This is a genomic window from Corynebacterium tuberculostearicum, from assembly GCF_030229345.1.
Taxonomy (GTDB): domain Bacteria; phylum Actinomycetota; class Actinomycetes; order Mycobacteriales; family Mycobacteriaceae; genus Corynebacterium; species Corynebacterium tuberculostearicum_G.
On the sequence record NZ_JASPGP010000009.1, the window covers coordinates 65,713 to 87,192 of the forward strand.

At 59.9% G+C, this 21,480-nt stretch carries 19 protein-coding genes; 15 read left to right on the forward strand and 4 right to left on the reverse strand.

Annotation, left to right across the window (positions count from 1 at the left end; all coding sequences use genetic code 11):
• Window positions 1-37: 37 nt before the first annotated feature.
• The 3 genes from QP884_RS07550 to ypfJ form a co-directional block, all read right to left on the reverse strand.
• On the reverse strand, window positions 38-760 hold the full coding sequence (locus QP884_RS07550; RefSeq protein WP_284821560.1) for a CBS domain-containing protein: 723 nt from the start codon (window positions 758-760) through the stop codon (window positions 38-40).
• 145 nt (window positions 761-905) lie between these two features.
• Complete coding sequence (locus tag QP884_RS07555) at window positions 906-2,492, reverse strand: inorganic phosphate transporter (RefSeq protein WP_284821596.1); 1,587 nt, start codon at window positions 2,490-2,492, stop codon at window positions 906-908.
• 240 nt (window positions 2,493-2,732) lie between these two features.
• A complete protein-coding gene (gene ypfJ / locus QP884_RS07560) occupies window positions 2,733-3,611 on the reverse strand; it encodes a KPN_02809 family neutral zinc metallopeptidase (RefSeq protein WP_284821561.1) in 879 nt (292 codons plus the stop codon).
• Window positions 3,612-3,855: 244 nt separating this feature from the next.
• Between ypfJ and aspS the strand changes: the two genes are divergently transcribed.
• The 13 genes from aspS to QP884_RS07625 all read left to right on the forward strand — a co-directional run bounded on the left by aspS (window position 3,856) and on the right by QP884_RS07625 (window position 19,023).
• The gene (gene aspS / locus QP884_RS07565) at window positions 3,856-5,688 is read left to right on the forward strand and encodes an aspartate--tRNA ligase (RefSeq protein ID WP_284821562.1); all 1,833 of its coding nucleotides are present in this window, start codon (window positions 3,856-3,858) and stop codon (window positions 5,686-5,688) included.
• A gap of 123 nt (window positions 5,689-5,811) precedes the next feature.
• Window positions 5,812-7,026, forward strand: coding sequence for a phosphotransferase (locus tag QP884_RS07570; protein WP_239282287.1), 1,215 nt, complete (start codon window positions 5,812-5,814; stop codon window positions 7,024-7,026).
• Between the two features lie 43 nt (window positions 7,027-7,069).
• A complete protein-coding gene (locus QP884_RS07575) occupies window positions 7,070-8,461 on the forward strand; it encodes a replication-associated recombination protein A (RefSeq protein ID WP_284821563.1) in 1,392 nt (463 codons plus the stop codon).
• A 101-nt stretch (window positions 8,462-8,562) separates the two neighbouring features.
• On the forward strand, window positions 8,563-11,247 hold the full coding sequence (gene alaS / locus QP884_RS07580; protein ID WP_284821564.1) for an alanine--tRNA ligase: 2,685 nt from the start codon (window positions 8,563-8,565) through the stop codon (window positions 11,245-11,247).
• A gap of 10 nt (window positions 11,248-11,257) precedes the next feature.
• The gene (gene ruvX / locus QP884_RS07585) at window positions 11,258-11,809 is read left to right on the forward strand and encodes a Holliday junction resolvase RuvX (protein WP_284821565.1); all 552 of its coding nucleotides are present in this window, start codon (window positions 11,258-11,260) and stop codon (window positions 11,807-11,809) included.
• A 38-nt stretch (window positions 11,810-11,847) separates the two neighbouring features.
• Window positions 11,848-13,041, forward strand: a complete 1,194-nt coding sequence (gene mltG / locus QP884_RS07590; RefSeq protein WP_284821597.1) for an endolytic transglycosylase MltG — start codon at window positions 11,848-11,850, stop codon at window positions 13,039-13,041.
• 32 nt (window positions 13,042-13,073) lie between these two features.
• Window positions 13,074-13,901 carry a shikimate dehydrogenase gene (locus QP884_RS07595; RefSeq protein ID WP_284821566.1) on the forward strand — a complete coding sequence of 276 codons (828 nt, stop codon included), beginning with the start codon at window positions 13,074-13,076 and terminating at the stop codon, window positions 13,899-13,901.
• 113 nt (window positions 13,902-14,014) lie between these two features.
• On the forward strand, window positions 14,015-14,407 hold the full coding sequence (locus QP884_RS07600; RefSeq protein WP_284821567.1) for an A24 family peptidase: 393 nt from the start codon (window positions 14,015-14,017) through the stop codon (window positions 14,405-14,407).
• Window positions 14,408-14,475: 68 nt separating this feature from the next.
• Window positions 14,476-15,687, forward strand: a complete 1,212-nt coding sequence (gene aroC / locus QP884_RS07605) for a chorismate synthase (protein WP_284821568.1) — start codon at window positions 14,476-14,478, stop codon at window positions 15,685-15,687.
• Window positions 15,688-15,690: 3 nt separating this feature from the next.
• Entirely contained in the window at window positions 15,691-16,227 is a 537-nt protein-coding gene (locus tag QP884_RS07610) for a shikimate kinase (protein WP_284821569.1), read from the forward strand.
• A gap of 65 nt (window positions 16,228-16,292) precedes the next feature.
• Window positions 16,293-17,363, forward strand: coding sequence for a 3-dehydroquinate synthase (gene aroB / locus QP884_RS07615; protein ID WP_284821570.1), 1,071 nt, complete (start codon window positions 16,293-16,295; stop codon window positions 17,361-17,363).
• Window positions 17,364-17,365: 2 nt separating this feature from the next.
• Window positions 17,366-17,794: a type II 3-dehydroquinate dehydratase gene (aroQ, locus tag QP884_RS07620; RefSeq protein ID WP_284821571.1), complete on the forward strand. Its 429-nt coding sequence runs from the start codon at window positions 17,366-17,368 to the stop codon at window positions 17,792-17,794.
• Between the two features lie 122 nt (window positions 17,795-17,916).
• The gene (locus tag QP884_RS07625) at window positions 17,917-19,023 is read left to right on the forward strand and encodes an aminopeptidase P family protein (RefSeq protein WP_284821572.1); all 1,107 of its coding nucleotides are present in this window, start codon (window positions 17,917-17,919) and stop codon (window positions 19,021-19,023) included.
• Here the strand turns inward: QP884_RS07625 and QP884_RS07630 are convergent.
• Entirely contained in the window at window positions 19,020-19,916 is an 897-nt protein-coding gene (locus tag QP884_RS07630; RefSeq protein WP_284821573.1) for a GDSL-type esterase/lipase family protein, read from the reverse strand. The two genes, QP884_RS07625 and QP884_RS07630, sit on opposite strands and share 4 nt — an antisense overlap.
• A gap of 253 nt (window positions 19,917-20,169) precedes the next feature.
• Between QP884_RS07630 and efp the strand changes: the two genes are divergently transcribed.
• Together efp and nusB are read left to right on the forward strand one after the other, a co-directional pair.
• The gene (gene efp / locus QP884_RS07635) at window positions 20,170-20,733 is read left to right on the forward strand and encodes an elongation factor P (RefSeq protein WP_005324919.1); all 564 of its coding nucleotides are present in this window, start codon (window positions 20,170-20,172) and stop codon (window positions 20,731-20,733) included.
• 11 nt (window positions 20,734-20,744) lie between these two features.
• Window positions 20,745-21,416, forward strand: a complete 672-nt coding sequence (gene nusB, locus QP884_RS07640) for a transcription antitermination factor NusB (protein WP_284821574.1) — start codon at window positions 20,745-20,747, stop codon at window positions 21,414-21,416.
• Window positions 21,417-21,480: the final 64 nt, after the last annotated feature.

The following is a 21,480-nucleotide window of genomic DNA, read 5'->3' on the forward strand; positions in this document are numbered from 1 at the left end:
ACGCAGTGTCGACTGCGGGAAGCCGACTGCGGGAGAATTATTCCCATTCTAGGGCATCAAAAAGTGCCGGTAGATCGGCCGGTGCAACGAGGCGCAGGGGCCTCTCAGTGACCTTGCCGTGTTCCGTGATGACCGCTGCGCATGGGCGATGTCCTTGGCCATCGGTTTCTGAAAGGGCGTCCACCGTTTCCTGCACGCTTACTGTGCGGGCAAGAAAGATAGCGCGATCACTGGGTTCTTGATATTCCACAATGTCCGCGATGTCCGCAGCATCGAGCACGTGATTATCGCTGAGGTCCCCGGCTACCCATCGCGCAATGGTGTTGGTGGTTAGCAAAGCGGTGAAGCGGCCCTCATCGTAGATGGGGATCTGAGAGAAGTCCTTATCCTTTATGACGCTAAGTGCCTCCATAATGGAGGTAGCAGAGGTCAAGGTAAATACCTTCTGCGGCTGCAAAACGTGGAGGGCGTCGGGCGGGGAAACCACGATGTCTCGGAGAGCTGAGATCTGCTTGACCACTGCTTCGTGCGGTTCAGCGATGGGCTCTGATTTGTAGTAACGCCCGTGGGCAATGGCATTGCGAAGGTTAGAAAAATCTTTCAGCGCCTCGGCTTGCTTGCCAGAAAGCATGTGTTTGTCTCGTGCCTTGTCTACTATCCACCAAAAGGAATCTGAGTTCTCAGCGTTGAGAGCCGAGCGCAAGTGTTGTTCTATGTCGTTGAATGCGGCCAGGAATGCAGTAGCTCGATGCGCGGTCATATGGGCCAGTGTAGAGAAGGGGGCGTCGCCAAGCAGGGCGTTAGTCCAAGCCAACCATTGGAAAATCCGCTAGCCCCGGCTCGATGGCCGGTGCGGCTAGCGGATGCAATGGGGAGTGTCGAGGATATGCGACGCTGAGCTATCCCTAGAAGACTACGCGCAGCACAGACACAGTAATAGCAGCGATGACTGCCGCGGCGGGCAGGGTGATGACCCACGCCAAAGCGATAGGCTTCATCAGGTTCCAATTAGCTGCCTTGTTGACAATGCCCACGCCCAACACGGCGCCGATGAGGATGTGGGTGGAAGAAACCGGAAGGCCCAAGATCGATGAACCCATCACCACAGCGGCGGCGGCAAGCTCAGCAGCGAAGCCGGAGGAGGGGTGCATTTGGGTTAGGCCCGAGCCCACAGTCTGAATCACGAAGCGGCCGATGAACCACAAGCCAGAAATCAGGGCAACGCCCATGGCAATCATGACGGCAACCGGCACGGCAGCCTCATCGCTGACTTGGTCGGTCTTGAGGACGTCAATAACCGCAGCGAAGGGGCCAATGGCATTGGCGATGTCGTTGGAACCGTGGGAGAAGGCGAAGGCGGAAGCGGTAAATACCTGCATCCACGAAAAGAGAAGGAAGGTGGACTTAGCCAGCGACTTCTTCTTCAGGGAGCGCGCGAAAATGAAGACGGCCATCCATACCACTGCGCCGACCATGCCCATTACCAAGAGGTTCTGAAGGACGCTGAAATCGAGTCCGGTGTGCTTCAGGCCCTTGAACATCACCATGGCCGAAATGATGATGGCACCGATGGCGGCTAGTACCGGTACCCAGCTTTCCAGGGCGCGGTGAGCCTTGACATCATCCATGTCCTTGTTGAGGTTATACAGATCGCGGTAATACTCAGATTCCAGCTGATCCGGATCAAAGTCTTCTTCTGCCACCAAGGCGGCGTCCCGGGCCATGGCGTTGGTGTAGCTGATCTGCTGGATTTCATTGAGGCGAGCAAAGCGAGACTTGTGCTCTTGGCGCAGCTCCGCGCGGCGGGTCTTGATTTCGCGCAGCTTCTGGTCTGCTTCCTCGTTATAGACCAAGATGGAGGTCTTAATCCACTTAAACAGGATGAAAGCGGCGAGACCGCCAAGGACAGGGGAGAGCACCCACGAGATGGCAATGGTGCCGATCCCGCCCCACTGCACCATGTCCAAGCCGCCCTTGCCGGTGACAAAGCCAACGGTGAGCGCGGCGCCGACGATGCCGCCAACGATGGAGTGGGTGGTAGACACCGGCCAGCCCATACGGGTGGCAACGAGGAGCCAGATGGCCGCACCCAAAAGGGACGACATCATGATGTAGACGAACTCCATGGGGTCGAGCCCATCAATGGCGTCAAGGTCGACAATGCCAGAACGCACGGTATCGGTGACCTCGCCGCCAGCGAGGATGGCGCCAGAGACCTCGAAGATGGCGGCGACGACGAGGGCCTGCTTCATGGACAGCGTCCCGGCGCCTACGGAGGTGCCGAAGGAGTTGGCAACGTCATTGCCGCCAATATTAAAGGCCATGAAAAGGGCGAAGATAATGGCGGTGCCAAGGAGAATGGGCTTAGAGCCATCGACATAGTCGTGGCCCCAGATCATAAAACCGATGAGGGTAACGGCTGTGAGGCCGCCAAAGATGGCGTGCCAAATCCAGTCGTTGCCCTTGCCGTTGACGGTCTCAATGTCCGTCATGTGGGTGGTAGGGGTAGACACAGGAGGAACCTTTCAGGAAAGCGTGCACGAGAGGGATGACCGCGCTTCTCAGCGTGGCGAAAAGGATTCTCAAAGGAAATTCTTATGTAGAGAATGCACGCTCAGACTAAAGGCCCTAGGTGTCGGGAAAGTGAACTCAAGGTGTGGAGTTCGTGAAAGCAATGTGGCTATTTGTGAACATAATGGCCGCCGCTCTCGGCGACGGCCACGTTGAGAGTTTTAGCCGCGGTAGGCGCCGCGCTCCAGGGTGTCGCACTGGGACATCTTGCCAGAGTTATATCCGGCGAGGAATGCCTTCTCACGCTGTTCGGAGGAACCGTGCGTCCAGGAATCAGGCTGGACCTGGCCGCCGGAGCGTCGCTGGATATTGTCGTCGCCCACCGCTTGGGCAGCCGCGACAGCGTCTGAGACCTGTTCCTTAGTAATCGGCTCGAGCAAGGGGTTATCGCCCTTGTCGGCGTAGGAAGCCCACAGGCCTGCGTAGCAGTCAGCCTGGAGCTCGATCTTCACCGCGTTGGAATCGGCGCCTGGGTTGTTATAGTCCGACAGGCCGAGGGTGCCCTCAAGGTTTTGAATGTGGTGGCCGAACTCGTGCGCCACGATGTACATGCGGGCCAAAGGAGCATTTTCCGCGCCGAAGTTGCGCAGGGAATCAAAGAACGCGGTGTCGAAATAGGCGGACTCATCGCGTGGGCAGTAGAAGGGGCCGGTAGAAGAAGAGGCCGCGCCGCAACCGGTATTAACGCCGCCGTGGAAGACCACGCGCTCCGGCTCGGTGTATTGGATATCGGCCTGTTCCGGCAAGACCTTGGACCAGACGTTATCCACGCTGCGCCCGGTGAACTCTACGAGGCATTCATCCTTGGTGTTGCCATCTTCTGCAGTTTCGCATTCGGGGCTTTCGCCCTGTGCAGCACCGTCGGATTGGGTCTGCTCGCTGCCCAAAATTGAGCCCAAGTCTGAGGGATTGCCGCCCAAGAGGAGGAAAAGGCCTACGAGAACAATCGAGCCGACGCCACCGCCGATGGCGATGCCACCGCCGCCACCGCCCGAACGCGCTTCTTTGCCGCCGAAATCGGCACCTGATCTAAAAGTCATGCCTAAATAGTGCCACATGGTCCCCTCATACACTGGATGGAGATTGTTGCAAAGAGGCCGAAGGAGGGAAACGGTGGCTCTTCTGCGGCCTTCGGGGTTAGCTTGCGTCCACCTAACTGCGCTCCGCGTACCGGTAGGGATGTAGAATTGTGCGCGTTCCTAGTCTTGTGCTTGGTTTGGCGCGCGCTGTTTACGCGTGGCGGGACCCGCAAGTGACACAATTTTCAGAAGGGATTGAACAACAGTGCTGCGTACCCACTTAGCAGGTGAGCTCCGCAAAGAACTCGCAGGAGAGACCGTCACCCTAACCGGTTGGGTTTCCCGCCGCCGCGATCACGGTGGTGTGATCTTCATTGACCTGCGCGATCGCTCCGGCATCGCCCAGGTTGTCTTCCGTGAATCTGACGTGGCGGAGCGCGCCCACGACCTGCGTTCCGAATACTGCGTTAAGGTCACCGGTACCGTGGAGCCTCGCCCAGAAGGCTCGGAAAACCCCAACCTGCCGTCCGGTGAGATTGAGGTCAATGTCGCGGATCTTGAGGTTTTGAATAAGTCCGCAGCGCTGCCATTCCAAATTGATGATCCTTCCACCTCGGGTGAGGTAGGCGAGGAGACTCGCCTGAAATACCGCTACCTGGACCTGCGCCGCGAGCGCCAGGCACAGGCACTGCGCCTGCGTTCTGCAGCCAACCGCGCGGCCCGCAAGGTGCTGGATTCGCATGACTTTGCTGAGATCGAGACTCCAACCCTGACCCGGTCCACCCCGGAGGGTGCGCGCGACTTCCTGGTTCCAGCACGCTTGAAGCCAGGCACCTGGTATGCACTGCCGCAGTCCCCGCAGCTTTTCAAGCAGCTGCTCATGGTCTCCGGCATGGAGCGCTACTACCAGATCGCGCGTTGCTACCGCGATGAAGACTTCCGCGCTGACCGCCAGCCGGAGTTTACCCAGCTGGACGTGGAAATGTCCTTTGTAGACCAGGACGATGTCATCGCCTTGGCGGAAGAGATCGTCACCGAGCTGTGGAAGCTCATCGGCTACGAGATCAAGACTCCGATCCCGCGCATGACCTATGCGGATGCGATGAAGTACTACGGTTCCGATAAGCCGGACCTGCGCTTTGACATCAAGATTGTAGAGTGCACCGAGTTCTTCAAGGACACCACTTTCCGCGTCTTCCAGAACGAATACGTCGGCGCCGTGGTCATGGAAGGCGGCGCCTCTCAGCCACGCCGTCAGTTCGATGCTTGGCAGGAGTGGGCAAAGCAGCGTGGAGCCAAGGGCCTGGCCTACATCACCGTGGGCGAGGACGGCACCCTGGGCGGTCCGGTAGCTAAGAACATTACCGACGCCGAGCGCGAGGGCATTGCAGATCACGTCGGCGCCAAGCCGGGCGACGCCATCTTCTTTGCCGCTGGTGACACCAAGTCTTCCCGTGCCCTCCTGGGCGCTGCACGTGGCGAGATTGCCAAGAAGCTGGACCTTATCAAGGAAGGCGACTGGGCCTTCACCTGGGTTGTAGACGCTCCACTCTTTGAGCCCTCTGCTGATGCGACCGCTTCTGGCGACGTCGCACTGGGTCACTCCAAGTGGACCGCGGTTCACCACGCCTTTACCTCCCCGAAGCCGGAGTACCTGGACAACTTTGACCAGAACCCGGGCGAGGCACTGGCATACGCCTATGACATTGTCTGCAACGGCAACGAGATCGGCGGCGGCTCCATCCGTATCCACCAGCAGGACGTGCAGAAGCGCGTCTTCGACGTCATGGGAATCGGTGACGAAGAGGCTCAGGAGAAGTTCGGCTTCCTGCTCGATGCTTTCCAGTACGGCGCCCCACCACACGGCGGCATCGCCTTCGGCTGGGACCGCATCGTCTCCCTGTTGGGCGGCTTCGACTCCATCCGCGACGTCATTGCGTTCCCGAAGTCCGGCGGCGGCGTGGATCCGCTTACCGACGCCCCTGCGGCAATCCCTGCTGCACAGCGCAAGGAGACCGGCGTAGACTACAAGCCGGAAAAGATGAAGGAACAGGACAATGCCGGTTCCACTACGTCAGAAACCGTTGAGGAGAAGTAAGCGGGTAGCTTAATCCTCAGCCTTTAAGGCGCACCGTGCGGGGCACATCGTAGTCCGCGGCAATTTCGCTGCGGGCGAACTTGTGACCCCGCTTTGGTGTGAGGGGGCATACTGGATAGAACTATGGTTGATAACGAAGCTGTGCTATCACCCGAGGACGTCATCAAGGCCGCCTCGGAGATGCTGTCGCGCCGTTTTGGTGGGACCCCGGAGATGTCGAGCGTGGAGCGCTTGGACGGTTCCGGCAATGCAATGGTCCTGCGCGCCAGGATTGCCCCTGGAGCCTTCCTGCCGCACCGCTCGGTAGTTATTAAGTACAACCCGGTCACCGGCTATGGCGTCGATGATGCCGCGATGCTGCGCGAGGTGGTGGCTTATCAGTTCACCACCGCGCTATCTGAGGACGTGCGTCCGGGGCCGGTGCTTCTTGCCCACGATCTGGAGCAGCGCATTATTGTGTTGACGGACTTGGGCGAGGGCGAAACGCTTGCCGACGTCCTCGTACAGTCCACCGATGATGACCGCGTGCGGGTGCTGCGCTCGCTGGGCAGTGCGTTGGGGCACATGCACGCTGGAACCGCAGGCCATGAGCAAGATTATGAAACCTTGCTCAATAGGATGCTGCGCAAGAATCCGGATTTGGCCCCGCACCAGTCCGTGCGCGATGAGGCGCTGGAGCGCTCCATTGGCATCGGCCTCGACTTGCTGGATAAAGCCGGGCTTGAAGCACCGGCGAGCTTCCGAGAGCTAGCGGGTCAAGCCGCACGCTCCCTGGCATCCGGCAAGGACCGGGCCTTTACTCCCTTCGACCTTTCACCGGATAACATCATTGTGTCCCAGCGCCTGCACTTCTTGGACTATGAATGGGCAGGATTCCGCAATGTTGGCTTCGACGTAGCCTGCGTTATCGCCGGCTTCCCGCAGTTCCTCTTCTCCAAGCCGATTACGGACGAAGAGGCAGATATTTTCATCTCTGCTTGGTCTCGTGCCGTATCTGAGGTGTGGCCGCTCTTTTCTAATGCGGAGGAAATCCACGGCCTTATCGTGGCGTCGCTTATTGGCTGGGCGCTATCGAGCGTGACCACGATGCACGCCGGCGGCATCGAAGGGCTGGTTGCCCTAGCCAGGGGTGAAGCCGAAGTGGTCCACGATCCGCAGCGCTCCATCTTGCGCCCTGCTAACCACGGTCCGTTCACGGAAGATGAATTGCTCGTGCGCCGCGACCTCTATGAAACCTTTGAGGCGCTATCTCGATATGCCGCGCGCTGCGATGGCCCCGCCTGCGCGCCCATCGCGGAATTCGGCAGCGCCATTGCGCGCCGCTTGGATGACGAATAGACAATCACGATGTGCCCGCACCCTTATAGGAGGTAGCTTTCCAGTGTCTCAAGACTCATTATTTGGCGGGCCCACTCCGGACCGCAGCGCGTCGCCGCTGCCGGGGAAGAACCTTTTCGCCACCCACGCTGGGTCCCCACTGGCGGCGCGGATGCGTCCCCAAAACCTGGATGAGGTAGTAGGGCAAGACCACCTTCTGGCCCCCGGCAAGCCACTGCGCCGCCTCGTGGAAGGATCAGGAGAGGCCTCCGTCATTTTGTACGGGCCACCGGGTACCGGAAAGACCACCATTGCCTCGCTCATCGCCAGCCAGATGGGGCAGAACTTCGTGGGCCTCTCCGCCCTCGATTCGGGCGTCAAGCAGGTTCGCGAGGTCATCACCCACGCCCGGCAAGAGCTCATTCACGGCCGGCGGACCGTGCTCTTTATTGATGAGGTGCACCGGTTTTCCAAAACCCAGCAGGATGCACTCCTCGCAGCCGTGGAAAATCGTACGGTATTGCTCGTTGCGGCAACGACGGAAAACCCTTCCTTCTCCGTCGTCGCGCCGCTTTTGTCTCGTTCGCTGTTGTTGCAGTTGCATTCGCTAAGCGATAATGACTTAAGGGGCGTCGCCAAGCGCGCGCTCGAAAGCGACCGTGGCTTGGGCGAGCGCAAGATTCGGATTACCGATGAAGCCTTGGATCAGTTGGTACTCCTCGCCGGTGGCGATGCGCGGCGCACGCTGACCTATCTCGAGGCCGCGGCCGAGGCGGTTGACGATGGCGGGGAGATTACCCCACAAACGGTCACCGACAACGTCAATAAGGCAGTGGTGCGCTATGACCGCGATGGCGACCAACACTATGACGTGGTTTCCGCGTTTATTAAGTCCATTCGTGGCTCCGATGTCGACGCTGCGCTGCATTATCTCGCCCGCATGGTAGAAGCCGGGGAGGATCCGCGCTTTATTGCCCGGCGGCTCATTGTGCACGCCTCCGAGGACATCGGTATGGCCGATCCCACCGCGCTCCAGGTGGCCGTGGCGGCGGCCGAGGCCGCTCAGCTCATTGGCATGCCAGAAGCCCGAATTCCGCTGGCGCAGGCCACCATTCACCTGGCCACCGCGCCCAAGTCTCCCTCGGTCATTTCTGCCATCACGCAGGCGCAAGCCGATGTAGCGGCCGGCAAGGTGGGCCACGTGCCACCGCACCTGCGCGATGGGCACTATGAGGGCGCCAAGCGGATGGGAAATGCCGTGGGCTATGTCTACCCCCACGATGATCCCCGCGGCGTAGTAGAGCAGCAGTACCTGCCCGATGAGCTGGAGGGCTCTGTGTACTATGAGCCGACCGATCATGGGGCTGAGAAGCGTGTTTATGACTATATAGGCCGCTTGCGCAGCATTATTCGTGGCAAGCGCGGCCCAGGCAAAAACGCTCGCCGGCCTCGCTGATCACCACCGATGGGAAATTGCTGTGCAGCGAAGGGTAGAGTTGGGCGGGTTAGAAACTTCTTGATAGAAGATGAAAGCTCAGACAGTTAGGATTGTTGCTCGTGAAGACTCATGAGATCCGGGAACGGTTTACCCAGCACTTCGTCAATTCTGGTCACGAGGCAGTACCAAGCGCCTCGCTGATCCTGGATGACCCTAACCTGCTTTTCGTTAATGCCGGCATGGTTCCGTTTAAGCCCTACTTCCTAGGCCAGCAGAACCCGCCCTTTGCCAAGGGCCTTGCCACTTCCATCCAAAAGTGCGTGCGCACCTTGGACATTGATGAGGTGGGCATTACCACCCGCCACAACACCTTCTTCCAGATGGCCGGCAACTTCTCCTTTGGCCAGTACTTCAAGGAAGGCGCCATCACCAATGCGTGGACCTTGCTTACCGGCTCCGTTGATGAGGGCGGCTTTGGCCTAGACCCAGAGCGTTTGTGGGTCACCGTTTACCTGGATGATGATGAGGCCGCCGAAATTTGGCGCGACAAGATCGGAGTTCCAGAAGAGCGCATTCAGCGCCTCGGCATGGAAGACAACTACTGGTCCATGGGTATCCCTGGACCCTGTGGCCCGTGCTCCGAGATTTATTATGACCGCGGTCCTGAGTACGGCAAGGACGGCGGCCCGATTGCCGATGACAACCGCTACATGGAGATTTGGAACCTGGTCTTCATGCAAAATGAGCGTGGCGAGGGCATTGGCAAGGGCAACTTTGAGATCGTCGGCGAGCTGCCCAAGAAGAATATCGATACCGGCCTGGGCATCGAGCGCGTGGCCTGCATTTTGCAGGACGTAGACAACGTCTATGAAACGGACCTGCTGCGCCCAGTCATTGACGTAGCCGAGGAGCTTACCGGCGCCACCTATGGTGACAAGGCCTCCCACGAGGACAATATCCGCTTCCGCGTGGTAGCTGACCACTCCCGTACCGGCATGATGCTCATCCTGGATGGCGTGACCCCGGGCAACGAGGGCCGCGGGTACATCCTGCGCCGTCTGCTGCGTCGCATTATCCGTTCCGCCAAGCTGCTGGGCGCTAAGGGCGCGACTATGGAGCGCTTCATGAATACGGTCATGGACACCATGACCCCATCCTACCCGGAGATTGCAGACAACCGTGAGCGCATCCTGCGCGTTGCCGTGAATGAGGAAAAGGCCTTCCTGAAGACCCTCGAGTCCGGCACCCGCCTCTTCGATGATGCCGTCCAGGAGCTCAAGTCCACTTCCCGCGCGAAGACCGCAAAGGTCCTGCCGGGCGAGAAGGCCTTTGAGCTGCACGATACCTACGGTTTCCCCATCGACTTGACCTTGGAGATGGCCCAGGAGGCCGGCCTTGAGGTTGACATGGATGGCTTTAACGACGCCATGGGCGAGCAGCGCCGCCGCGCAAAGGCCGATAATCAGGCCAAAAAGCACGGCCACACTGACCTTTCCCTCTACCGCGACTGGGTGGACAATAACCCCACCGTCTTCACTGGCTTTGAGGAGCTTACTTCCGACGCCCGCGTGATCGGCCTCGTCCGCGGCGGCGAGAAAGTCGACCAGGTACGCGAGGGCGAGCAGGTTGAGGTCATCTTGGACCACACCCCGCTGTACGCCGAAGCTGGCGGCCAGATGGCAGACCGCGGCCGCATCATGGCCGGCGAATCCCTCCTTGAGGTTAATGACGTCCAGAAGATTGGCAAGAAGCTGTGGGTACACAAGGCTACGGTTACCGCCGGCGGCCTTGACTTGGGCATGTCCGTTGAGGCGGCCGTCGACGAGCAGTGGCGCCACGGTGCCACCCAGGCGCACTCCGCAACCCACCTCATTCACGCCGCACTGCGTCAGGTGCTTGGCCCCACCGCCGTCCAGGCCGGCTCCATGAACCGCCCGGGCTACCTGCGCTTTGACTTCAACTACACCGAGCAGCTCAGCCAGGCACAGCTGGAGGAGATTGCTTTGATTACCAACCAGGCAATCGACTCCAACTTTGCGGTCAACACCATTGAGACCTCCCTGGAGGAGGCCAAGGCCATGGGCGCTATGGCGCTATTCGGTGAGAACTACGGCAAGGAGGTCCGCGTAGTAGAAATCGGCGGACCGTTCTCCATCGAGCTCTGTGGCGGTACCCACGTTGGTTCCTCCTCCGAAATCGGCCCCGTGTCCGTTCTGGGTGAATCTTCTGTCGGCTCTGGTGCTCGCCGCATCGAGGCTTACTCCGGTTTGGATGCATTCCGTTACTACTCCAAGGAAACCGCCTTGGTAGAAGGCGTCTCCCGCGAGCTCAAGGTACAGACCGAGGATTTGCCAGACCGCATTGCTCAGCTGTCTGAGAAGCTCAAGGCAGCGGAGAAGGAAATTGAAACCCTTCGCAAGCAGCAGCTGGCTGCACGTGCCTCCGAGTTCGTCAGCGCGGCCAAGGACATCAATGGATTCAAGGTCATTGCGCTGACCTTGCCGGAAGGCACCACCGGTGGCGACCTGCGCACCGTTGCTACGGACCTGCGCAACCGCCTGCGCGAGGAAGAAGCTGTTATCGTCCTGGGTGCCGAGGACAAGGGCAAGTTCCCGTTCATTGCGGCGGCCACGGACAAGGCTGTTGGCCGCGGCGTAAAGTCCGGCGACATCGTCAAGGAGTTTGGACAGTACGTCGACGGCCGTGGCGGCGGTAAGCCGGATATGGCTCAGGGCTCTGGTTCTACTGCAGCCGGCGCTGAGCGCGGCTTTGCAGCCGTCAAGGACATGCTTGAGTCCCTGTAGGAGTTCGACCGTGGCAAAAGTGGAACCAGATTCCCCCGGAGTTGATGATCCGGGGCAGGGCCGCCGGCTCGCACTCGATGTCGGTACGGTGCGCATTGGCGTGGCAGTGTCCAATAGGGAAGCCACGCTTGCCACCCCAGTGGAGACCGTGCACCGGGAAACCGGGTTCAAGGACCGCGATAAGGGCGATATTGACCGCATCCTGGAACTCATTGATTCCTACGACGCAGTTGAGGTCATCGTAGGTCTGCCACGGGACCTGCAGGGAAATGGCTCAAAAAGCGTAAAACATGCTAAGGAAATTGCGTTTCGGATCCGCCGTCGGTTGAATCGAGATGCAAGTATAGATAAAGTTCCACCACCAGTACGTTTGGCTGATGAGCGTCTGACCACCGTGGCAGCAACCACCGCGCTGCGCGCGTCCGGCGTGTCCGAGAAGAAGGGCCGTAAAGTCATCGACCAAGCAGCAGCGGTGGAGATATTGCAGACTTGGTTGGATGGGCGCGCGAGCGCGCTACGATCCCATGATGCAATAGACCAGCCTTCAGACTCAGGAGACTAAAACACGTGAGCCGTAACCAAGAACGCCTCGGCCGATCGATGGAGCCGAAATACGTCAAGCGCCGCCAGCGCGGCATTGCCGTTGTCATTGCGTCGATCATCGTCATCCTTGGCGCCCTTATCTACATCGGATTCCGCCTCGGCAATACCTCCGCCGATTATGAAGGAACCGGCAACGGTACCACCCAGCTGGTGGAAGTGCCGGAAGGCTCGTCCATGTCCGAGCTCGGACCTGCATTGGTAGAGAAGAATGTGGTGAAGACGCAAGACGCTTTCGATTCTGCTGCGTCGATGAACCACAGCGCAAGCCAAATCCAGCCGGGCTTCTATCGACTGCAGGAAGAAATGAGCGCGGATGCAGCAGTCGAGGCACTGCTGGATGAGAATAACCGCGTGGACATGCTCGAGGTCCAAGGTGGCGCCACCTTGGAGGACGTCAAGGTTGTGGGCGGAGACGTTCGCTACGGCATTTACTCCCTGATTTCTGAGGTCAGCTGCAACGATGGCAACTGCCTGAAGAAGGAGGACCTGGAAAAGGTTGCGGCGGAAACCGACCCATCCGAGCTGGGCGCACCGGAGTGGGCCTTGGACGCTATCAACAAGCGCGGCAATGACCCCAAGCGCATTGAGGGCCTTATCGCCCCAGGCCAGTACGTCTTGGACCCTAATATGGAGGCCAAGGATATCCTGAAGGATCTCATCACCCGCTCCACCAAGCGCTACAACGAGACCAATATTGAGGAACGCGCCCAGGCTATCGGCTTGAGCCCTTATGAGCTGCTCACCTCCGCTTCCTTGGTGGAGCGCGAGGCGCCGGCAGGCGAGTTCGACAAGGTTGCCCGCGTTATCCTCAACCGCTTGGACGAGCCAATGCGCCTGGAGTTTGACTCCACCGTGAACTACGGCTTGGAAGACGTTGAACTGGCCACCACCGATGAGGCCCGTGAGGAGAAGACCCCGTGGAATACCTATGCCAAGGAGGGCCTACCGGATACCCCGATTGCTTCTCCTTCGGACGATGCAATCAAGGCCATGGAAGAACCGGCCGAGGGCAACTGGAAGTTCTTCGTCACCGTGGACCAGGAGGGCACTACCGTCTTCTCCGATAGCTACGATGAGCACTTGGGCCGCGTCGATGACGCCATCCGCTCCGGCGTGCTTGACTCCAAGCGCGAAGGCGAAGGCGCTGGTTCCGGCAACGGCGACGCCGCTGCCGAGCAGCCCGCCCAGTAGAGTCGTGACAACCACAAAGAGGTAGAAACACCATGCCACGTGCGGCGGTCCTTGGTAGCCCCATCAAGCACTCCTTGTCTCCGGTGCTCCACAATGCTGGCTATGAGGCCGCCGGACTGGCCAGTTGGGACTACACCCGCTTTGAAACATCGGCGGAGGGGCTGCCGGAATTGGTGGCGGCAAGCGACTCAGAGTTTGTTGGTTTCTCCGTGACCATGCCCGGCAAGTTTGCCGCCCTCCGCTTTGCGGATACCGTAAGCGACCGGGCCCAACTGATTGGCTCAGCAAATACCTTGGTGCGCAGGGCTGATGGTTGGTATGCGGACAATACCGATACAGAGGGCGTACGCGGTGCGCTCGCCGAACTTCTGGGGGATGATCCAGCAGCTCATGCGCTGCTCATTGGTGCTGGGGGCACCGCTCGTCCCGCGTTGTGGGCGCTCGCTGAGCGCGGGGTGAAAAAGGTTACGGTCCTCAACCGTTCCGACCGCAGCGCCGAACTGTTGCCGCTCGCGCAGAACCTAGGGCTGGAACTTTCCTTTGTCAGTTTCGACGGGGACTTATCCGCGCTGGCTCGCGCCGTCGATGTCATTGTGTCCACGGTTCCAGCCGCGGCGGTGAAAGACTATGTCTTTGACCTCGCCCACGCACCGGTGCTGGACGTCATCTATGATCCCTGGCCTACACCGCTGACCACGTGCGCGGCGGCCAATGGGTACAAGACCGTCGGCGGGCATGTCATGCTCGCGCACCAAGCATTTAGCCAGTTCGAGCAGTTTACCGGGGTGGCTGCGCCGCGGGAAGAGATGCTCAAAGCATTGCACCAAGAGCTGCAGCGGCGGTCGCAGACGACTAAGTAAAGGGGGGGCGTCGGCAAGCGCGGGCTGTAACCCCGTGCAGCAGGAGCTGCAGACTTCGCCATGTAGGCATAGGCGCTCAGCGCTTCCTCACGGTGTGCCTTAGAGTGATCCCCGTGTTGATACTCGGGGGAATTATCTATTGTTTATGGGCAGCAGCCTTGTCTTGGTGGGATATTCGGCAGCGCCGATTGCCAGACTGGCTGACGCTTCCAGCTGCGGTGCTGTCGTTCGCCGTTGTCAATTGGAGTGGGCTCTGGTGGCCGGGGATGTACCTGGCGTTAGGGCTAGCTCGTGCAGGAGTCGGTGGAGGCGACATTAAACTCGCCTGGCCCTTGGGAATGCTGGTGGGGCATGTGGCCGGGTTTATGGGCGTGGTAGCGGCAAGCGGCTGCGCCTCCGTTTTGACACTGATCTGGTCTGCGTGCAGTGGGCAGAAGGAGAGCCCGCACGGCCCTGCTATGTTGCTAGCGGCAACGGTCGTTATCGCATGTGCGCACCCTCTTTGAGGGGGTGGAAGAATATATTGCGGGGCCAAGTTGGTACTGGATTGGCCAGGCCGTGCGATAATACCCGCATGCTTCGTTGGACTACTGCAGGTGAATCCCACGGCCAAGCTCTTATTTCGATGCTGGAGCACATGCCCGCTGGGGTCCCCATTACCCGCGCCGATATTTCCCATCAGCTTTCCCGGCGCCGCCTAGGCTATGGCCGCGGTGCCCGTATGAAGTTTGAGGCCGATGAGGTGACCGTGCTGGGTGGAGTCCGCCATGGGCTTACCTTGGGTAGTCCCATCGCCATCATGATTGGCAATACGGAGTGGCCCAAGTGGACCACCATCATGTCGGCCGATCCGCTGGATATGGAGGATGAAGACACCATCAAGGCGATGAATTCCGGCCGCGGTGCCGCCTTGACTAGGCCGCGCCCCGGGCACGCTGACTTTGCCGGCATGGTGAAATATCGCCACAGGGAAGCACGCCCCATCCTCGAGCGATCCTCTGCGCGTGAGACGGCGGCGCGAGTGGCCGCAGCTACCGTTGCGCGTAACTTCCTGCGCGAGACCCTCGGCGTCGAGGTTCTTTCCCACGTGATTTCCATTGGCGCTTCCGAGCCTTATGAGGGGCCTGCGCCAGCGTTCGCGGACATCGAGGCTATCGATGCCTCGCCGGTCCGCGCCTGCGATAAGGCGGCGGAAGCCTCCATGATTGCGGAAATTGAGGCCGCGAAGAAGCAAGGCGATACCTTGGGCGGCATCGTTGAAGTTGTGGTCGATGGTCTGCCCATTGGGCTGGGCTCGCATATTTCCGGCGATGACCGCTTGGACGCCCAATTGGCCAGTGCCTTGATGGGTATTCAGGCTATCAAGGGCGTGGAAATTGGCGATGGCTTTGCTGAAGCCCGTCGTCGCGGTTCCGCTGCCCACGATGAGATGGTGCGAACCGAAGAAGGCGTATCCCGCCTTAGCAACCGTGCAGGCGGACTCGAAGGCGGCATGACCAACGGGCAGCAGCTGCGCGTACGGGCGGCAATGAAGCCGATTTCTACCGTGCCGCGTGCCTTGCGCACCATCGATATGGAGTCCGGCGCTGCAGCTACTGCCATCCACCAGCGCTCCGATGTGTGCGCGGTTCCGGCGGCGGGCGTCGTTGCAGAAGCCATGGTTGCCCTCGTCCTTGCGCGCGCCGTGCTAGAAAAATTCGGTGGCGATAGCCTCGAAGAAACCTCCGCGGCCATCGCCGCGTATGATAAATACGTTTCGGACCGCCTTGCTTTTGACCAGGAGTAAGTTATGACCACCCCAACCGCCGTTACGGGCCTGCCCCGTCCACGCGTTGTTTTGGTTGGCCCGCCAGGTGCGGGTAAATCCACCATCGGCCGCCGCCTTTCCCACGCCTTGAGCTGCGAACTGGTGGATTCAGATCACCTAATTGAGCAGGCTAAGGATAAGCCGTGCGGGGAAGTTTTTAGCGAGCTGGGTGAACCAGACTTTCGTGTGCTTGAAGCCGAGCACGTTGCTGCGGCACTGCGCACTGGTGGAGTCGTCAGCCTCGGCGGCGGGGCAGTGCTGACGGACTCGACCCGTGGGCTGCTGGAGCGCCATACCGTCATCTTTTTGGATATCTCCCCTGAAGAAGGTGCACGGCGGACGTCTGGGGATAGCAATCGGCCGGTTCTCGCGGCCGCAGATCCCCTCGAGCACTACCGCAACCTCGTGGAGGCGCGTCGCCCGTATTACCAGGAGGTGGCCGATTATCGGGTACGCACCGATGCCCGGACCCCACAGCAGGTGGTGGGCGATATCCTCGGCTTTCTCGATACCCTGTAGATTCCCCGCCGCGCTAGCACTAGTCTCTCGCCCCACTGGCTCGGCGTCGAACGGAAAGGACCACCATGCCCAGCATTGCCGTTAATGGACCACAGCCCTATGAAGTTCGCATTGGCACCGATCTCAACCGGGACATCGCGCAGCGCTGTGCGCAGATTGGTGCAGGCCAGGCTGGCATTATCTACCAGCCGCCGCTGCGTGCCGCAGCCGAGCGCTTAGCGGAACTCGTCGCCGCTGAGGGGGTGGAGCCTACACTTATCGATATCCCCGATGCCGAGGCCGCCAAGCAGCTCAGCGTCATTGGTGGCGTATGGGATCAGCTGGGGGAGAAGGGCTTTAACCGCCGTGACGTCATCATCGGCCTCGGCGGTGGCGCCACCACCGATCTGGCTGGGTTCGCCGCGGCCGGGTGGATGCGCGGCATCAAGGTTATTCAGGTGCCCACCACGCTATTGGCCATGGTTGACGCGGCCGTCGGCGGCAAAACCGGCATCAATACCGCAGCCGGCAAGAACCTCGTTGGCGCCTTTCATGAGCCAGATTCTGTGTTTGTGGATCTCGAGCGCCTGGATACCTTACCCGCGGCAGAGATCATTGCTGGCTCGGCAGAAATCATCAAAACCGGATTCATCCATGACCCGGAGATCCTTGAACGCTATGACAGTGACCCCGGCGCATGCGTGGACCCGCAGGGCTACCTTCCAGAATTGATTGAGCGCTCCATCGCGGTAAAAGCCGCGGTGGTGGGCGAGGACCTCAAAGAATCGGGCCTGCGGGAAACGCTCAACTACGGCCATACCTTTGGCCATGCGGTGGAGCGCCATGAACAGTATCAGTGGCGCCATGGCAACGCGGTGGCCGTGGGTATGATGTTTATCGCCCACCTAGCGCATGCGCGCGGCCTCATTGACGCGGAACTGGTGGAAAAGCACCGCCGTATCCTGCACAGCATTGGGCTACCGACCACGTATAGGCCGGGCCAGTTCACGGACCTGTATGAGGCAATGACCCACGATAAGAAGAACCGCGACGGAAAGATCCGGTTTGTAGCCTTGACCGGGGTGGGCGAGACCACCCGTCTCGAAGGCCCCGGTATGGAAGAGCTAGAGGCGGCCTACGCCGCGATTTCGGAGTAGAAATGAAGATTATTGTCCTCAACGGCCCGAACTTGAACCGCTTGGGAAAGCGGCAACCGGATGTCTACGGGTCCACCACCTTGGCAGATGTAGAAGAGATGATCTCCTCGCGCGCCGCCGCGCACGGCGCAGAAGTAGAGTGCTTTCAGTCCAACCATGAGGGGGAGCTCATTGAGAAGGTGCATGCCGCCGCGGATGCGGGGCACCCAGTGATTATCAACCCCGGCGGTTTTACCCATACCTCAGTGGCCCTGCGGGATGCCCTGGCAGAGGTAGCCGATGGCGCCGGATTCGTAGAGGTGCATATTTCTAATGTGCATGCGCGCGAGCCTTTCCGTCATCACTCCTATCTCAGCCCTATCGCCCGCGGCGTCATCGCGGGGTTGGGTGTCTTCGGCTACGTGGTGGCAGTGGATTACCTCTGCCAATAGGCACCCCACGAACGGGCTGGGCGGCAGCCGGCAAAGAAAGAAATCCGCCCAACTGCGGTGGCGGGGCCGATATACTGGGTGGATACTTTCTACACCGCAGTCGACCCTAAAAGGATGAAATCATGGCTTTGGCAGATACCCGTTTTAGTGACCGGCGCCGCAAGCTTGCCGCGGAACTAGCCGGCCAGCGCATCGATGCCGTTCTGGTCACCCACCTCACGCACGTGCGCTACCTTTCGGGATTCTCCGGCTCGAATGGCGGGCTATTGCTGCGAAAGGACCTTACCGCGCAGGTTGCTACCGACGGCCGGTACACCACGCAGATCGCCCGCGAGGTTCCCGATCTGGAGGCTATCCAGGGCCGCGCGGTAGGGAAGGTGCTCCTGCAGCAATTTGCCGATGTCGAGGGTCCAGTCCGCGTCGGTTTTGAAGCCGACTACCTCTCGGTCTCTGAACTGAAGGACCTCGAAAAGTCCGCCCCGGAGTCGGTTACCTTAGTTCCCATCGCCGGGGTCATTGAAAAAATTCGCTTGGTCAAGGATTCGCTCGAGCTAGAAAAGCTGGAAGAGATTGCCGCCCTGGCTAATCAGGCGCTGGAGGATCTGCTCGCCGCTGGTGAGCTGCGTGCCGGACGCACCGAGCGCCAGGTGGCTGCCGATTTGGAATATCGGATGCGCATGCTCGGTTCGGAGCGAGTGAGCTTCGATACCATCGTGGCTTCTGGCCCGAACTCGGCGATGCCGCACCATGGTGCCGATGATCGAGTAATCGAGGACGGCGACCTCGTGACCATCGATTTCGGTGCGCACCTGCGCGGTTTCAACTCCGACTGCACCCGCACCTACGTGGTGGGCACGGCGAATGACTTTGCCACGGAAATCTATGATGTGGTGCTCCGCGCCCAAAAGGCAGGCGTGGCAGCGTCGGTGCCGGGCGCTACGCTTGCCGACGTCGACGCCGCCTGCCGCGATGTCATCTCCGCCGCCGGCTATGGCGACTACTTTGTACACTCGACGGGCCACGGCGTGGGCCTAGACGTCCACGAAGCCCCGTCCGCGGCACAGACCGGTAAGGGCGAACTCGCCGCCGGCATGACCCTGACCATCGAGCCGGGCATCTATGTTCCTGGCAAGGGCGGCGTGCGCATCGAAGATACCCTCATCATCACCGATGGTGCGCCGAAGATCATTACCGCCGCGACGAAGGAATTTACTGAACTGCCCGCTTAGTGAGCCAACACCTTGGAATTGAGCAGCTGGGCAACGTTGCGGTTGCCCAGGTGCGTGAGGTGATTAAAGAGGTTGTGCGGTACGGAATACTCCCACTTGCCGGAAATCCAGCGGGAGCTGTCCGGCGCGCACATGCTGTGATCAATGGAATCGGCGCGTAGGTCGTAGTACTGCACACCGTTCGCGCGTGCTGCCTTGTACATTGCGCTATTGACCTGGTCCTCACCGGTGCGAATCAGGCCTGCATAGTCCATGTTGAATCCGGCTTCAGAGGAGCCCGGGGCGGAGGTGCGCAGCGGGCATACTGCGCCATTGCGGGCGGAGATGGCGGGATAGCCTACGACGGTGATGCGGGCATTCGGGGCGGCGTGGCGGACCCGCTGGATCGAATTCTTCATGCCGTCGTAGTAGGGGTTGGAAGAAGAAAGAGATGGGCGCACGATTTCCTGGAGATCGTTGGCACCAAACTGAATCAAAACGTTCTTCGTCTCGTCATTGAGATCATTATTGGCAATGGCTCCGTTGATCTGCTCATCGAAGTCCTTACGGTGCGATTGGCCGGCGGCCTTTGCCGCAGAGCAGGCGTAGTTGGCTACGTGCTGACCAGAAACCCGCCCCAATTCGCGGCCAACATTACTCTGACCCTGCGGGCAACCCTGTGGGGACGGCACGCCCGGGGCGTCTTCGATGCCGTGGGTGGCAGACGATAGCGTAGTGCCCGCCGAAGGGGACAGGCTCGAGGTCGTGCCAACTTGGCCATAGGTTGGGTTGGCAAAGACAGAATCGCCGAACATCACGGTCTGGGCGTCTGCTGCCATGGCCTGCGGGGCGGAGAGTGCTGCTACGGCTGCGCCAGTAGCGGTAGCCGCGGCGTAGAGCTGCTTGAGAGGCATCGCAAAAATCCTTGGTAGGTATGTGAAAAATCAATTAAGCAAAGCCTTATCGTACAGCGAGTTATTGCTGGATAAAAACCTTTGATTGCTCGCGTGTCTGACGGTTTAGGGCAGGCGATGGGCCCCGAAAGGCACCCCGCTGTCAACTGTGGGGAAGAAATGGGGGACCGGTAATACCCCAAGGGGCAGTTGTCCGGTAGGCTTAAACATTGTTTTCAACCTTTAGTCCACAATTTTCGGGAGTTTAACCGCAATGGCTGATACTACTGATTTCAAGAACGGCCTCGTTCTGAAGATCGACAACAAACTGATGCAGATCGTTGAGTTCCAGCACGTGAAGCCGGGCAAGGGCCCAGCCTTCGTGCGTACCAAGCTCAAGGATGTTGTCTCCGGTAAGACCGTGGACAAGACCTGGAATGCTGGCGTTAAGGTAGAGACCGCTACCGTGGACCGCCGCGATATGACCTACCTGTACAACGATGGCACCAGCTACGTTGTTATGGATGAAAAGACCTTCGAGCAGTACGAGCTCCCGCCGGAGAAGTTCGGCGATGCCGCTCGCTTCCTGCTGGAGAACATGCGCGTTCAGGTTTCCTTCTACGAGGATGAGGCACTCTTTGCCGAACTTCCTATCTCCGTAGACCTTAAGGTAGAGCACACCGAGCCTGGCCTGCAGGGTGACCGTTCTTCCGGCGGCACCAAGCCCGCCACCCTGGAAACCGGTGCTGAAATCCAGGTTCCGCTGTTCATCGAGATCGGCAACGTTCTCAAGATCGATACCCGTACCGGCGAGTACCTCTCCCGCGTTAACAACTAGGGCATCTGACTGTGTCTGATAACACCCCTAAGCGCGATATCAACTACAAGCGGCACACCGCGCGGTACCGTGCACGTCGTCGTGCCGCCGATATCCTCTACGAAGCAGAAAACAGGGACGTTGACCCCGTTGCCATCGTGGAGGATCGCATCGCCTTGGCACGTGAGGATCGCAACGCGGTAGCACCTGTGGCCGAATACACGCAGGTGATTGTCAAGGGCGTCGCTGAAGAGCTGGATGCCATCGATGACACCATTTCTCGGTTCCTTGCCGAGGACTGGGAACTGCACCGCATCCCGGCCGTTGACCGCGCTATCCTGCGCCTATCGGTATGGGAGCTGCTGTTCAACCCGGATATTCCCACCGCTACTGCAGTCGTGGAAGGCGTGGAGATTGCTTCCCAGTATTCCAACGATCAAGCAGCGCCATATATCCACGCTGTGTTGGATGACGTGGCGCAATCCCGTTCTGCGGAAAACCCGATGTCCGCAGAACACCAGGGCAGCGATGCGAATGCGGACGAGGACGGCGAGGATACAACCGACGAGGAGTCGGTAGACTCCGTGAACGCGGATGATGCGGCCAAGGATACCTCCGCATCCACCGCTTCTGACTCCGCTGCCGCGGCCGACGGCTCGTCTGCAGCAGACGGTTCTGCGCAGCAGGACCCCACTGCGGAATAGTCAGGTTTAAACCGGCCCGCATACTTAAACCGCCCGCCCAGCTCGATGGTGAAGAGCTGGGGCG